This window comes from Pseudomonas sp. NFIX28 (genome assembly GCF_900107395.1).
In the GTDB taxonomy this organism is placed as follows: Bacteria; Pseudomonadota; Gammaproteobacteria; order Pseudomonadales; family Pseudomonadaceae; genus Aquipseudomonas.
In genome coordinates, this window is the sequence record NZ_FNPW01000009.1 from 22795 (window position 1) to 35828 (window position 13034).

13 protein-coding genes are annotated in these 13034 nt (G+C 63.5%); 8 read left to right on the forward strand and 5 right to left on the reverse strand.

The annotated features are described in order from the left end of the window. Window positions 1-12 precede the first annotated feature (12 nt). Together antB and antA are read right to left on the reverse strand one after the other, a co-directional pair. Entirely contained in the window at window positions 13-504 is a 492-nt protein-coding gene (antB, locus tag BLV20_RS17870) for an anthranilate 1,2-dioxygenase small subunit (RefSeq protein ID WP_025809954.1), read from the reverse strand. Window positions 505-506: 2 nt separating this feature from the next. Next, the gene (antA, locus tag BLV20_RS17875; protein WP_092303690.1) at window positions 507-1892 is read right to left on the reverse strand and encodes an anthranilate 1,2-dioxygenase large subunit; all 1386 of its coding nucleotides are present in this window, start codon (window positions 1890-1892) and stop codon (window positions 507-509) included. A 483-nt stretch (window positions 1893-2375) separates the two neighbouring features. On the opposite strand from antA, the gene BLV20_RS17880 reads away from it, so the two are divergent. Continuing rightward, the gene (locus tag BLV20_RS17880; RefSeq protein ID WP_092303692.1) at window positions 2376-3389 is read left to right on the forward strand and encodes an AraC family transcriptional regulator; all 1014 of its coding nucleotides are present in this window, start codon (window positions 2376-2378) and stop codon (window positions 3387-3389) included. 5 nt (window positions 3390-3394) lie between these two features. Here BLV20_RS17880 and BLV20_RS17885 read toward each other — a convergent pair whose 3' ends face one another. Beyond that, window positions 3395-3868: an Lrp/AsnC family transcriptional regulator gene (locus BLV20_RS17885; RefSeq protein WP_092304050.1), complete on the reverse strand. Its 474-nt coding sequence runs from the start codon at window positions 3866-3868 to the stop codon at window positions 3395-3397. A gap of 183 nt (window positions 3869-4051) precedes the next feature. Here BLV20_RS17885 and kynU point away from each other — a divergent pair, with 183 nt between their 5' ends. The 3 genes from kynU to BLV20_RS17895 all read left to right on the forward strand — a co-directional run bounded on the left by kynU (window position 4052) and on the right by BLV20_RS17895 (window position 6912). Further along, window positions 4052-5302 (forward strand): kynureninase, encoded by a 1251-nt coding sequence (kynU, locus tag BLV20_RS17890; RefSeq protein WP_092303694.1) that lies wholly within the window; start codon window positions 4052-4054, stop codon window positions 5300-5302. 82 nt (window positions 5303-5384) lie between these two features. Further along, window positions 5385-5549, forward strand: coding sequence for a hypothetical protein (locus BLV20_RS31455; RefSeq protein ID WP_175540226.1), 165 nt, complete (start codon window positions 5385-5387; stop codon window positions 5547-5549). Beyond that, entirely contained in the window at window positions 5506-6912 is a 1407-nt protein-coding gene (locus BLV20_RS17895) for an amino acid permease (RefSeq protein ID WP_092303696.1), read from the forward strand. Before BLV20_RS31455 ends, BLV20_RS17895 begins: the two co-directional genes overlap by 44 nt. Window positions 6913-7017: 105 nt before the next feature. Here the strand turns inward: BLV20_RS17895 and BLV20_RS17900 are convergent, their stop codons facing one another. After that, window positions 7018-7902 carry a LysR family transcriptional regulator gene (locus BLV20_RS17900; RefSeq protein ID WP_092303698.1) on the reverse strand — a complete coding sequence of 295 codons (885 nt, stop codon included), beginning with the start codon at window positions 7900-7902 and terminating at the stop codon, window positions 7018-7020. A 197-nt stretch (window positions 7903-8099) separates the two neighbouring features. On the opposite strand from BLV20_RS17900, the gene BLV20_RS17905 reads away from it, so the two are divergent. Continuing rightward, a complete protein-coding gene (locus BLV20_RS17905; protein ID WP_092303699.1) occupies window positions 8100-8864 on the forward strand; it encodes a sulfite exporter TauE/SafE family protein in 765 nt (254 codons plus the stop codon). Here BLV20_RS17905 and BLV20_RS17910 read toward each other — a convergent pair. After that, on the reverse strand, window positions 8854-9168 hold the full coding sequence (locus tag BLV20_RS17910) for a putative quinol monooxygenase (RefSeq protein WP_092303701.1): 315 nt from the start codon (window positions 9166-9168) through the stop codon (window positions 8854-8856). The genes BLV20_RS17905 and BLV20_RS17910 overlap by 11 nt on opposite strands. A 204-nt stretch (window positions 9169-9372) precedes the next feature. On the opposite strand from BLV20_RS17910, the gene BLV20_RS17915 reads away from it, so the two are divergent. The 3 genes from BLV20_RS17915 to ggt all read left to right on the forward strand — a co-directional run bounded on the left by BLV20_RS17915 (window position 9373) and on the right by ggt (window position 12886). Then, window positions 9373-9963, forward strand: coding sequence for an NADPH:quinone oxidoreductase MdaB (locus BLV20_RS17915; RefSeq protein ID WP_092303703.1), 591 nt, complete (start codon window positions 9373-9375; stop codon window positions 9961-9963). A 172-nt stretch (window positions 9964-10135) separates the two neighbouring features. After that, complete coding sequence (locus BLV20_RS17920) at window positions 10136-11047, forward strand: LysR family transcriptional regulator (protein ID WP_092303705.1); 912 nt, start codon at window positions 10136-10138, stop codon at window positions 11045-11047. A gap of 171 nt (window positions 11048-11218) precedes the next feature. Further along, complete coding sequence (gene ggt, locus BLV20_RS17925; protein WP_092303706.1) at window positions 11219-12886, forward strand: gamma-glutamyltransferase; 1668 nt, start codon at window positions 11219-11221, stop codon at window positions 12884-12886. The last annotated feature ends 148 nt before the right edge of the window (window positions 12887-13034 follow it).

A 13034-nucleotide genomic window follows, 5' to 3' on the forward strand; every position in this document is an offset into this window, starting at 1 on the left:
GCCCGGTCTCCGTCAGAGGTGGTAGAAATCGAGCACCGAGTTGATGGTGTCGTTGAGCAGCAGCACATGCTTGCGGGTGATCAGCCAGCTGTCGCCGTGGGCCTTGAGGTTGTAGGTGGCATGGCCGAAGAACTGCTCGGCGGTGGCCAGGCGATAGAACAGCGTGTGCCAGTTCAGCCGTACTTGCAGGCTGCCGTCGGCCTGCTCGGCGATCCGCACGTTGCTGATGTTGTGCAGGGTGCGCGGCATCGGAATGGTCGAGGCGGCCTTGCCGGTGCGGATACGGAACACCCGGTCTTCCAGGCCCGAGCGGTTGGCGTAGTAGATCAGCGACATGCCGCGTTTCGGGTCGGTGGTGTAGACATGCTCGGAGTCCCATTGCGGCAGGTGGAACTCGCTCTGCGGGTCGAAGAGCTCGAGGTAGGCGTCCCAGTCCTGGGCGTCGCACAGCTCGGACTTGCGGTAGAAAAACTGCTCGATGCGGTATTGCAGTTGCGCACTCATGTTCACACCTCACGCAGTTTCAGGGATTGGCTGGCCAGCCCGTCGAGGAGGAACTTTTGCCAGTTGCGGTGCTGGTTGACGTACAGCCCTTCGTGGGTGAATTCGGTGCCGGTCATGGCTGGCTGGATGCCGATGGCCTCGCTGTTGCGGGTTGGCCCGGTTGCCCAGCGGTGGCTGCCGCGGGAGATATCGCTCCAGCGTTCCAGGCGGCCCTGGAAACCGCGCTGGGCTTCGCGGAACTCCACCAGGTCGTCGGGGGTGCCCATGCCCGAGACGTTGAAGAAGTCCTCGAACTGGCGAATGCGGTTTTCCCGGTCGGCGTCGGATTCGCCCTTGACCCCGATGCACTGGCTGATGATCTCGGTCTTGTTCCAGGCCAGCGGGCGGATGATCCGCAACTGCGAGCTGATCTGGTCGAGGAAGAACAGGCTCGGGTAGACGTTGAGGTTGCGCAGGCGGTGCATCATCCACTCGGCCTTTTCCTGGCCGTATTCCTCTACCAGGCGCGGCATGATGGTGGCGTAGCCGGAGCGCACCGCAGGGTTGGGCATGTCGCTGAACAGCACGCTGTGGCCATTGTTGAAGGCGAACCAGCCGTCGTCGGTATTGGCATCGCCGGCGCCGAGCTTGCTGTAGTCGAGGGTGGCGCTGGTGCCGCCGTTCTCGCTGTTGACCTGCTGGCGGTGCTGCACCGTGGCCACGTAGTTGTAGTGCACGGTGCTCACGTGATAACCGTCGAGGCCGTTTTCGTTCTGCAGTTTCCAGTTGCCGTCGTAGGTGTAGGCGGACTTGCCGGGCAGCACCTCCAGCTCACCGGTGGGCGACTGGGCGACCATCATGTCGAAGAACACCTTGGCGTCGCCGAGGAAGTCTTCCAGGGAATTGTCGGCGTGGACGTCGAGGCTGATGAAGATAAAGCCCTTGTAGCTGTCGATGCGGGCTTTCTTCAGGCCGCGGGTGGCCTTGTCGAAGCCTTCGGGGTATTCCCCCGGCGCCTTGACCTTCACCAGGCGCCCGTCGCTCTTGTAGCACCAGGCATGGAACGGGCAAGTGAAGGTCGACTGGTTGCCCTTGCCGACCCGGGTCAGGGTGGTGCCGCGGTGCTGGCAGGCGTTGATCAGCGCGTTGAGCCGGCCTTCGCCGTCGCGGGTGATGATCATCGGCTGGCGTCCGGCGCGCATGGTGACGAAGTCGTGGTTGTTGGCCAGCTCGCTTTCGTGGCAGGCGTAGATCCAGTTCTTCTCGAAGATCAGTTCCATCTCCAGGTCGAACAGCTCGGGCTCGGTGAACATGTCCCGGGCAATGCGGAATACACCGTCGTCCGGACGAAAATCCAGGCAGCCGTCGATGAAGCTTTTCCATTGTTCTGCGTTTCTTGCACCACTCATGAGTGAGCACCTTTCTTGTTCAGGCCAATCGGTGCATGCATTAGAGAGAGTGCGGGGCAGGGGTGGCTATCCGCTTAGTCGGCCAAGGCCATCCACAAAGTTGAACGGCCCGAGGGCTTCGTGGGAGCGAAGCTTGCTCGCGATCAAAGCGGCACGGTGTGCCAGGAAAAACGCTATCGCGGGCAAGCCTCGCTCCTACGGGGCGGGGGTAACAGGTGGGGCTGGAATACCCACGGTCTGGGTGGCAGGCGATCAACGGCTGCACCGCGATGCCGCGATGAGCTACTGTTTGGCGCAGTCTTGCGGGGCTTTTGCGCAGCGGGTAGCCAGGCTCTATCCACTTAGTCGGCGATTGCTATCCAGTTGGTTGGCAGCGCTGGGCGGTGGCGCAAAACTTGCTGTTGGCTGTTGCAAGCAAGCCAGTACTTCAAGCCAGACGCGCCGTCAGAGCGCGCAAAAAAATATTGCCGTGGGTGCGCCGTGATGAATAGCAAGGCTGATTCGCAGTTTCGCGATATTCGGGTCGATCGCTACGACCTCGAAGGGGCGAGGAGCTGGATGTCGGGAATCTGCGGGCCGCACCGGCTTGAGACCCGCACCCCCGAGCGCATCCGCTTTCACCACAGCGCCAACGTCTTCAAGTCGCGGGCCACGACCCTGGGCACCATCGAATACGGCACCGACGTCACCGTCGATATCGAGGACGCCGAGCACTTCAGCAGCTACAGCCTGAGCCTGCCGCTGAGCGGCGAGCAGGAGCTGAGCAAGGGCGGCCGGCTGCTGCGCTCCAACCGCGACCAGGGCGTGATCATCGCGCCCAACGAAAGCCAGATGCTGGCGATCTCCGGCGACTGCCGCAAAGTCCAGGTGGTGATTACCCGGGCGGCCATGGGCGAGGCCCTGGAAGCCTTGCTGCAACGCCCGCCGCAAGCGCCGCTGCGCTTCGAGGCGGTGATGGACGCGGTGGAAGGGGCCTCGGCTTCCTGGTGGCGCATGGCGCGCTATTTCATCGCCGAACTGGAGCGCAGCAACGAGCTCTACGAGCAGCTGGCCTTCACCCGCGACCTGGAAAGCTCATTGATCAAGGGCCTGATCCTCGCCCAGCCGAACAACTATTCGGCGCAGTTGCGCGAGGTGCTGGAGGTCAAGCTGCCCCACTATCTGGTCCGCGCCCGCCAGTACATTCACGACCACGCCCGCGAGCCGCTGTGCCTGGAAGATCTGGAGGCCGCCGCCGGGGTGTCGCGCTTCAAGCTGTTCGAGGCCTTCAAGAAATATTTCGCCCTGTCGCCGATGGCGTACCTGAAGAAGTACCGGCTCAACGCGGTGCGCCAGGGGATCCTCGAACACGGCTCGGCGCGGACCATCTCCGAGATCGCCCTGGGCTGGGGCTTCAGCCACCTGGGACGGTTCTCCGCCGAGTACCGCAAATTGTTCGACGAGCCGCCCAGCGTCACCCTGCAGCGCCACGATGCGCGGCGCTTGAGTGGTTTCTAGGCCGCCTACTTGCGCAGCACCAGGTCCAGCAGGCTGTCCTGTTCCTTGATTTTCTGCAGGACGATTTCCGAGCGGATGTCGGTGACCCCGGACGTGCGGTTCAGCTGGTTGACGATGAAATCCGAGAAGTGCTTGAGGTTGCGCGCCTGGACCCGCAGCACGTAGTTGCTGGCGCCGGTGACCACGTAGGCGGTGACCACTTCCGGCCACTGCTGGACCTTCTTGATAAAGGTCTCATGCCAGTCCGCCACGTCCTGGCGCAGCGACACATGGACGATGGCTTCCAGTTCGATTCCCAGGCGCTCGGCGTTGAGCACCGCGCGATAGCCGCTGATGATGCCTTCACCTTCCAGCAGGCGCAGGCGCCGCAGGCAGGCCGAGGGCGAAAGGGCGACTTTCTCCGCCAGCTCCTGGTTGCTGATACGGCCGTCCTGTTGCAGGAAGTGCAGAATTCGCAGGTCTGTCGAGTCGAGAATCATGGTTGGCATTTATCCGCGTTTTTTTAAGTTGTAGTCGAATAATCTTCGAGGTTGTGCCGCTCTCATAGCGCATTTTGCACGAAAATTCTCCAGGCCTTCGTTCATTATTTCTTCGCCGTGCAGCCGCCGATGTCCCGAGGACATGGGGCGCTGCCGTACGCCATAGTGAAAACAGGACTTCCCATGACTACAAGAAACCACTGCCTGGCCCTCGACGCACAGGATCCGCTGGCGCCGCTGCGCGACCAGTTCGCGCTGCCCGAAGGGGTGATCTATCTCGACGGCAACTCCCTCGGCGCCCGCCCGGTCGCGTCCCTGCAACGGGCGCAAGAGGTGATTGCCGAGGAATGGGGCAATGGCCTGATCCGCAGCTGGAACAGCGCGGGCTGGCGCGACCTGTCGCAGCGCCTGGGCGACCGCCTGGCCAGGCTGATCGGCGCCGATGCCAACGAAGTGGTGATTACCGACACCACCTCGATCAACCTGTTCAAGGTGCTCAGCGCGGCCTTGCGCGTGCAGGCGCTCAAGGCGCCGCAGCGCAAAGTGATCGTCAGCGAGAGCAGCAACTTTCCCTCCGATCTGTACATCGCCCAGGGCCTGACCGAGATGCTGCAGCAGGGTTATTCGCTGCGCCTGGTGGACAGCCCCGAGGAGCTGCCCCAAGCCATCGACGAAGACACTGCGGTGGTCATGCTCACCCACGTCAACTACAAGACCGGCTACATGCACGACATGCCGGCGATGACCGCGCTGATCCACGAATGCGGCGCGCTGAGCCTCTGGGACCTGGCCCACTCCGCCGGCGCGGTGCCGGTGGACCTGAAGCAGGCCGGCGCCGACTACGCCATCGGCTGCACCTACAAATACCTCAACGGCGGGCCGGGCTCGCAAGCCTTCGCCTGGGTCTCGCCGGCGCTGTGCGACCTGGTCACGCAGCCGCTGGCCGGCTGGTTCGGCCATGCACGGCAGTTCGACATGGAAACCCAATACCAGCCAAGCAGCGGCATCGCCCGCTACCTGTGCGGCACCCAGCCGATCACGTCGCTGGCCATGGTCGAGTGCGGCCTGGAGATCTTCGAGCAGACCGATATGGCCAGCCTGCGGCGCAAGTCCCTGGCCCTGACCGACCTGTTCATCGAACTGGTGGAGCAGCGCTGCGCGGCCCATGGCCTGAAGCTGATCACCCCGCGCGAACACGACAAGCGCGGCAGCCATGTCAGCTTCGAGCATCCCGAAGGTTATGCGGTGATCCAGGCCCTGATCGCCCGCGGCGTGATCGGCGACTATCGCGAACCGCGGATCATGCGCTTCGGCTTCACGCCGCTGTACACCCGCTTCAGCGAAGTCTGGGACGCGGTGCAGATCCTCGGTGAAATCCTCGACCAGAAAACCTGGTCCCAACCGCAGTTCAAGATCCGCCATAGCGTGACCTGAAACATCCCCTGTAGCCGCTGCCGCAGGCTGCGATCGGCTCGGTCCGCGTTCGGGCGCAGCAGGCGTAAGACCGGAGCAGGCGATGCAACCGAAACACCGCGTTGCCCGGTTTCACGACGACTTCGTCGCCGATCGCAGGCTGCGCCAGCGGCTACAAGACAAAGCCATCAAGCGTGCCAATAACAATAAAGAGGCTCACAAACGTGACCACGACCAACAAGGGTTTTGCAGCGATTTCCAATCGTGAACAGGGCTTGCGCCGCCAGCTCACGGCCGGGCAGATGAGCATGATCGCCATCGGCGGGGCGATCGGCACCGGCCTGTTCATGGGCAGCGCCTATGCCATCGGTTATGCCGGGCCCAGCGTGCTGCTCAGCTACGCCATCGGCGCGCTCATCACCTTGCTGCTGATGGGCTGCCTGGCGGAAATGACCGTCGCCCATTCCACCTCCGGCTCCTTCGGCGCCTATGCCGAGTTCTACATCAGCCCGCTGGCCGGCTTCCTGGTGCGCTACGCCTACTGGGCGGCCATCGTGCTGGCGGTCGGCGCCGAGGTCACGGCCATTGCCATGTACATGAAGTACTGGTTCGCCAACGTGCCGGAATGGGTGTGGATCGTCTCGTTCTCCAGCGTGCTGATCCTGCTCAACGCCATCAGCGTGAAAACCTTCGGCAGCTTCGAATACTGGTTCTCGACCATCAAGATCGCCGCCATCGTCGGCTTCATCATCCTCGCGGTGTATGTGGTGTTCGGCTCCGGCAATGCCGACTACGGCGTGCACAACTACAGCGCCCATGGCGGCTTTTTCCCCAACGGGTTTCAGGGCATGTGGATCGCGGTAATCGTCTCGATCTTCAGTTACCTGAGCGTGGAAATGATCGCCGTGGCCGCCGGCGAAGCCGAGGACCCGCAGCAGGCGGTGAAAAAGGCCTTTCGCGCGACCATGGTGCGGCTGGTGGTGTTCTACCTGCTGACCCTGGCGCTGATGCTGGCCATCGTGCCCTGGGTCCAGGCCGGCAAGGCGCAGAGCCCGTTCGTCACGGTGATGCAGACCATCGGCATTCCCGGCGCCACCGGGGTGATGAACTTCGTGATCCTGATCGCCGCGTTGTCGGCGATGAACAGCCAGCTGTACATCACCACGCGCATGATGTTCAGCCTGTCGCGCGGCGGCTATGCGCCCAAGTCCATGGGCGCCCTGAGCAAGAGCGGCATCCCGCTGAACGCCTTGCTGCTGTCCAGTTCGGGCATTGGCCTGGCGACCCTGATCAACGTGCTGTACCCGGAAAGCTCGTTCACCCTGATGATGGCGATCTCGATGTTCGGCGCGATCTTCACCTGGTTCATGATCTTCCTCACGCACTACTGCTTCCGCCGTTACCACCAGCGGCACGGCGAGCTGCAGCTGTCGTTCCGCATGCGCCTGTTCCCCTGGAGCACGCTGCTGGGCCTGGTGCTGATGGGCGCGGTGATGATCACCACCTACTTCACCGAGGCCTTCAGGATGACCCTGGTGTTCGGCGTGCCGTTCCTGCTGCTCCTGACCCTGGCGTACTGGCTGTTCTTCAGGAAATCCCGGACGCCGGCCGGAGCCTTGTCAAAGGTCTGACCAAAACCCGTAGGAGCGAAGCTTGCTCGCGATCCGCGCAGCGGCCATCCACTGCTGCATCGCGACGAACGCTATCGCGAGCAATCATGCGTCGACCGGCCGCTCCTACAGTTGGCCCAGGCTTTTCAGAAGGGCCTTGGCATAGGGCGGCAGGGCGCTGAAGTCGCGGGCGCAGAGCAGCAGTTTGCGTTGCGCCCAGGCTTCCCTCAGCGGCTGCATGTTCAGCGCGGGGTCCGGCCCGCGGCGCTCGACGGCGGCGCGCGGCACCACCGCCAGCCCGGCGCCACGGGCAACCATGCGCATTACCCCATCGAAGCCATCGGCGCGGATGCGGATCGGCATCCGCAGCCCCAGGTGCAAGGCCTGTTCTTCCAGGTACACCGCCAGGGCGCTGTGGGCGGCGAGGCCGACATAGGGATGCTGCAGGCTGTCGCTGAAACTCGGCGCCGGCTTGTCGGCCAGCGGGTGGTTGGCGGGCAGCACCAGCACCAGCGGGTCGTCGCGAAAGGCCTGGGTCTGCAGGCCCTGGGTGTCCACCGCGTCGGAAACTATCCCCAGGTCCGCCGCGCCCTGGCGCAGGGCGTGGGTGATGCGCGGGCTGGGCAGTTCCTGCAGGTCGATGTCGAGGTTGGGGTGGGCGCAGAGAAAGTCCGCCAGCGGCTCCGGCAGGTATTCGGTGATCGCCGTGGTGTTGCACAGCAGGCGCACCTGGCCTTTGACGCCCCGGGCATATTCGGCCAGGTCCTGGCGCAGGTGCTCGGCCTGTTGCAGCAGGCCGCGCGCGTGTTGGGCCAGGGCGTTGCCGGCGGGCGTCGGGCTGACGCCGCGGCGGCCGCGCTGCAGGAACTCGGTGCCCAGCGACGCCTCCATGGCGCGGATTCGCGCACTGGCCGCGGCCAGGGACAAATGGCTGCGGCTGGCGCCGGCGGTGATATTGCCGGCGTCGAGGATGTTCAGGTACAGGCGCAGGTCGGTGAGGTCGAAGTGCATTGGGGGGGGCCTTGATAACGCTGTGCGGCTATCGCGGGCAAGCCTCGCTCCTACAGACGATGATTTTCTGTAGGAGCGAGGCTTGCCCGCGAAAGGGCCATCACAGCCACTGAAAATCCAAAGCCTCTGTCCAGGCAAGAGGCTGCCTCAGTATATGGCAGATTTTCAGCCCGCCACCCCAGGCGCAGGATAGCGCCATGAACACATCCCTCGCGTTTTACCAGAACCTCGGTTTAATCCTGTCCCTGCTGGTGATCGGCACCTTTGCCCTGGCCGGCATGATCAAGGGCGTGATCGGCCTCGGCCTGCCGACCATCGCCATGGGCCTGCTCGGCCTGGCTATGGCACCGACGCAGGCTGCGGCCTTGCTGATCGTTCCGGCAACCCTGACCAACCTCTGGCAACTGGCCTTTGGCGGGCACCTGCTGGGCTTGCTCAAGCGCTTGTGGCCGATGCTGCTGGCGATTTTTATCGGCACTGGCCTGGGCAGCCTGTGGCTGGGCATCGATGGTGGACATTGGGTGGTGCGGGCATTGGGCGCGGCGTTATTGCTCTATGCCCTGAGCGGATTGCTGCTGCCGACCCTGCGGCTGCGGCCGCGAATGGAACGCTGGCTGGGCCCGGCCTGCGGCCTGGTGACTGGCGTCATCACCGCGGCCACCGGAGTGTTCGTGATTCCGGCAGTGCCTTATTTGCAGGCGTTGGGGCTGCACAAGGATGAACTGGTGCAGGCCCTCGGCCTGTCGTTCACCGTCTCGACCCTGGCCCTGGCGGCCGGCCTGTACGGGCGCGGCGCCCTGGGCGGCGGTGAACTCGGCGCCTCGCTGCTGATGCTGGTGCCGGCGTTGCTCGGCATGTGGCTGGGCCAGGCACTGCGCCAGCGCATCAGCGCGGTGCTGTTCAAGCGGGTGTTCTTCAGTGGCCTGGTCCTGCTTGGTGCCCATCTACTAATCAACGGCTAGCGGACGATGGGCTGAGCATATCGATGCGGCGGATCTCGAAGTCGCGTTCCAGGTAATCCATGCGCTTGTCGAAGAAGGCCCTCATGTGCGGCAGGTTGGAGTGCACGTCCAGGTACGCCTGGGATTCCCAGATCTCGTAGAAGATGAACAGGCTTGGGTCCTGCTGGTCGCGCAGCATGTGGTATTCGATGCAGCCGGGTTCGGCGCGGCTTGGTTCGACGTAGGCGCGAAACAGCGCCTCGAAGGCCTCGGACATTTCCGGGCGGGTCTTGGCGTGAAGGATAAAGCCGTGCTGTTCGGACATGCTGCGTTCCTGGGTAATGGAAATTTTGGAAAATTCTACGACACGAATCCGCCACCTATTCGTGCGTATCGGTCAAATGTCATTTGCCCGGATCGCGCTTATTCATATCGTCTTTCAACGATATTCTCCGCCCCATCGTTTTTAATCTTCTCGACCCGGCCCTGCAACGCAGCGCCAAAGGGTCGTTCCTGATGAGGCTGGATCATGAAAAAAGTACTGTTGCTCAACGGCGGCAAGAAGTTCGCCCACTCCGACGGCCGCTACAACGCGACCCTGCATGAAGCCGCGGTGGCGGTGCTGGACCGTGGCGGTGTGGACGTCAAAGTCACCCATATCGACGAGGGTTATGACGTTAAGGAAGAAGTGGCCAAGTTTCTCTGGGCCGACGTGATCATCTACCAGATGCCCGGCTGGTGGATGGGCGCGCCGTGGATCGTGAAAAAGTACATCGACGAAGTCTTCACCGAAGGCCACGGCAGCCTCTATGCCAGCGACGGTCGCACCCGTTCCGACGCCTCGCAGAAGTACGGCAGCGGCGGCCTGATCCACGACAAGCAGTACATGCTGTCGCTGACCTGGAACGCGCCGCAGCAAGCCTTCGACGACCCGACCGACTTCTTCGAAGCCAAGGGCGTGGACGCGGTGTACTTCCCGTTCCACAAGGCCAACCAGTTCCTCGGCATGCGCGGCCTGCCGACCTTCCTTTGCGTCGACGTGATGAAGCGCCCGAACATCGAAGCCGACGTGCAGCGCTACGAAGAACACCTCAAGGCGGTGTTCAACCTCCCCGCATAAATCCGGCTACTATCGGTGGCGTGCCGCGAACCCGATGCGGGACCTGTAGCCGCTGCCGCAGGCTGCGATCGCCACCGAAGGGGGCGCAAGGTCGTGAGATCGCTGAAGGCCTTCGGCCTTATCGCAGCCTGCGGCAGCGGCTACACGCGTTCAACCGAGATAGAGGATTTACGTGAAAGCCAGATCCGACGAATTGCAGATCTTCGTCTGCGTCATCGAGTGCGGTTCGATTTCCGCGGCGGCCGAGCAGGTCGGGCAGACGCCGTCGGCGGTCAGCCGCACCCTGTCGCGCCTGGAAGCCAAGCTCGACACCACGCTGATCAACCGCACCACGCGGCGCATGGACCTGACCGAAGAGGGCAAGTATTTCTTCGAGCAGGCCAAGCTGATCCTCGACCAGATGGACGAACTCGAAGAACGCCTGTCGTCCCGCCAGCAGACGCCGTCCGGGCGCTTGCGGATCAATGCCGCCGCGCCGTTCATGCTGCACGCCATCGTGCCCTACATCGCCGAGTTCCGAAGCCTGTACCCGGACATCCAGCTGGAGCTCAACAGCAACGACCTGATCATCGACCTGCTGGAACAGAGCACCGATATCGCGATCCGCATCGGCACCCTGGCGGACTCGACCCTGCACGCGCGCTCGCTCGGTTGCAGCCCGCTGCACATCCTCGCCAGCCCCGACTACCTGAAGCGCCACGGCACCCCCGCCAGCGTGGCCGAGCTGAGCGACCATACCCTGCTGGGTTTCACCCAGACCGAAACCCTCAACCACTGGCCGCTGCGCCATGTGCACGGCGACCGCTGGCCGATCCAGCCGGGCATCAGCGCCTCCAGCGGTGAAACGGTGCGCCACCTGGCGCTGGCAGGGCAGGGCATTGCCTGCCTGTCGCACTTCATGACCATCGACGACATCCGCGCCGGGCGCCTCACGCCGCTCCTCGCGCAATTCAACAGCGGCTATCGCCAGCCGATCAACGCCGTGTACTACCGCAACTCGCAGCTGGCCCTGCGCATCCAGTGCTTCCTCGACTTTATCCAGGGCAAGCTGGCCGACTACGCCAACCCGCAGTTCGAAGGTTGAACCGGGCTCCCGGCGTCGCCAGCCGCTGCGCTATCGCGGTTGCGACCGGACTGATTCATCCACGACAAACGGCTGCCTGTGGGCGGCCGTTTTGCGCTTGTCGTTTGCTCGAATCGGCACATTACGCCTAAGGTTCGTCTGGCCTGATAACAACTAAAAAGGACGGACTCCATGCGTATCCCGCTGTTTAAAACCCTGGCCCTGAGCGTGGCGATCGCCGCCAGCTCGCCGACCTTCGCCGCGTTGCTCGAAGGCGGCGCGGTTGCCGCGCCGAACCAGTATGGCGCCGACGTCGCGGCGCAGATTCTGAAGAAGGGCGGCAACGCGGTGGATGCCGCGGTCGCCACCGCCTTCACCCTGGCGGTGACCTACCCCGAGGCCGGCAACATTGGCGGCGGCGGTTTCATGACCCTGTTCATCGATGGCAAACCCTACTTCCTCGACTATCGCGAAACCGCACCCAAGGCCGCGACCCGCGACATGTACCTGAACGAAAAGGGCGAGGTCATCGAGAACCTCAGCCTGGTCGGCGCGCGCGCCGCCGGCGTGCCGGGCACGGTGATGGGCCTGTGGGAGGCGCACAAGAAGTTCGGCAAGTTGCCCTGGAGCGAGCTGATTACCCCGGCGGTGGGTTATGCGAAAAACGGTTTCAAGGTTGCCGACAAGCAATACCAATACCGCGAGGATGCGTTGAAGCTGTTCAAGGACAGCACCAACTTCGGCGACTATTTCGGCAGCATGAAAGTCGGCGAAACCTTCCGCCAGCCGGAGCTGGCCGCGACCCTGGAGCGCATCGCCGACCAGGGCGTGAAAGAGTTCTACGAGGGCAAGACCGCCGACCTGCTGGTGGCGCAGATGCAGGCCGACAAAGGCCTGATCAGCAAGCAGGACCTGCGGGACTACAAAGTCGTCTGGCGTGAGCCGCTGCAGGTCAACTGGCGCGGCAACACCCTGTACACCGCGCCGCCGCCAAGCTCCGGCGGCGTGGCCCTGGCGCAACTGATGACGATCAAGGAAGAGCGCACCGCGGACTTCAAGGGCGTCGAACTGAACTCGGCCAAGTACATTCACCTGCTGGCGGAAATCGAAAAGCGTGTGTTCGCCGACCGCGCCGACTACCTCGGCGACCCGGCATTCTCCGACGTGCCGGTCAAGCAACTGACCGACCCGGCCTACCTGAAAAAGCGTGCCGCGGAGATCAACCCGACGGCCATCTCGCCCACCGAGAAAGTCCGCCCAGGCCTCGAGCCGCACCAGACCACACACTTCTCCATCGTCGATGCCGACGGCAACGCGGTGAGCAATACCTACACCCTCAACTGGGACTACGGCAGCGGCGTGGTGGTCAAGGGCGCGGGCTTCCTACTCAACGACGAAATGGACGACTTCAGCGCCAAGCCCGGGGTGGCCAACGCCTTTGGCGTGGTCGGCGGCGACGCCAACGCCATCGCGCCGGGCAAACGCATGCTGTCGTCCATGAGCCCGAGCCTGGTGACCCGCGACGGCAAGGTCACCCTGGTGCTGGGCACGCCGGGCGGGTCGCGGATCTTCACCTCGATCTTCCAGGTGCTGAACAACCTCTACGACTTCAACCTGCCGCTGGAAAAAGCCGTGGCCGCGCAACGCGTGCATCACCAGTTGCTGCCCAAGGACACTATTTACTACGACGCCTACGCGCCGCTTACCGGCAAGGTCGCCGACGAGCTGAAAGCCATGGGCTACACCCTGGAAGACCAGGGCTGGGAAATGGGCGATATCCAGGCGATCCGGGTCACCGGCACGCAACTGGAAACCGCCTCCGACCCACGCGGACGCGGCGTGGGCAAAGTCGTCAAATAACCTCGCCGATCGCGCGAGCAAGCTTCCGTAGGAGCGAAGCTTGCTCGCGATCGAGGCCCCGCGGTGTGTCAGAAACGACGCCATCGCGGGCAAGCCTCGCTCCTACAGAAAGAAGCAGACCTCCGCTACAGCGGATGAAAATACCCCT

What these genes read in the sequence shown, in the direction of transcription:
- BLV20_RS17910 (WP_092303701.1), bottom strand. Translation starts at nt 9,168, where the DNA reads ATGTCCGAACAGCACGGCTTTATCCTTCACGCCAAGACCCGCCCGGAA.
- ggt (WP_092303706.1), top strand. Translation starts at nt 11,219, where the DNA reads ATGCGTATCCCGCTGTTTAAAACCCTGGCCCTGAGCGTGGCGATCGCC.
- BLV20_RS17880 (WP_092303692.1), top strand. Translation starts at nt 2,376, where the DNA reads ATGAATAGCAAGGCTGATTCGCAGTTTCGCGATATTCGGGTCGATCGC.
- BLV20_RS17915 (WP_092303703.1), top strand. Translation starts at nt 9,373, where the DNA reads ATGAAAAAAGTACTGTTGCTCAACGGCGGCAAGAAGTTCGCCCACTCC.
- kynU (WP_092303694.1), top strand. Translation starts at nt 4,052, where the DNA reads ATGACTACAAGAAACCACTGCCTGGCCCTCGACGCACAGGATCCGCTG.
- BLV20_RS17905 (WP_092303699.1), top strand. Translation starts at nt 8,100, where the DNA reads ATGAACACATCCCTCGCGTTTTACCAGAACCTCGGTTTAATCCTGTCC.
- antA (WP_092303690.1), bottom strand. Translation starts at nt 1,892, where the DNA reads ATGAGTGGTGCAAGAAACGCAGAACAATGGAAAAGCTTCATCGACGGC.
- BLV20_RS17885 (WP_092304050.1), bottom strand. Translation starts at nt 3,868, where the DNA reads ATGATTCTCGACTCGACAGACCTGCGAATTCTGCACTTCCTGCAACAG.
- BLV20_RS17900 (WP_092303698.1), bottom strand. Translation starts at nt 7,902, where the DNA reads ATGCACTTCGACCTCACCGACCTGCGCCTGTACCTGAACATCCTCGAC.
- BLV20_RS31455 (WP_175540226.1), top strand. Translation starts at nt 5,385, where the DNA reads ATGCAACCGAAACACCGCGTTGCCCGGTTTCACGACGACTTCGTCGCC.
- antB (WP_025809954.1), bottom strand. Translation starts at nt 504, where the DNA reads ATGAGTGCGCAACTGCAATACCGCATCGAGCAGTTTTTCTACCGCAAG.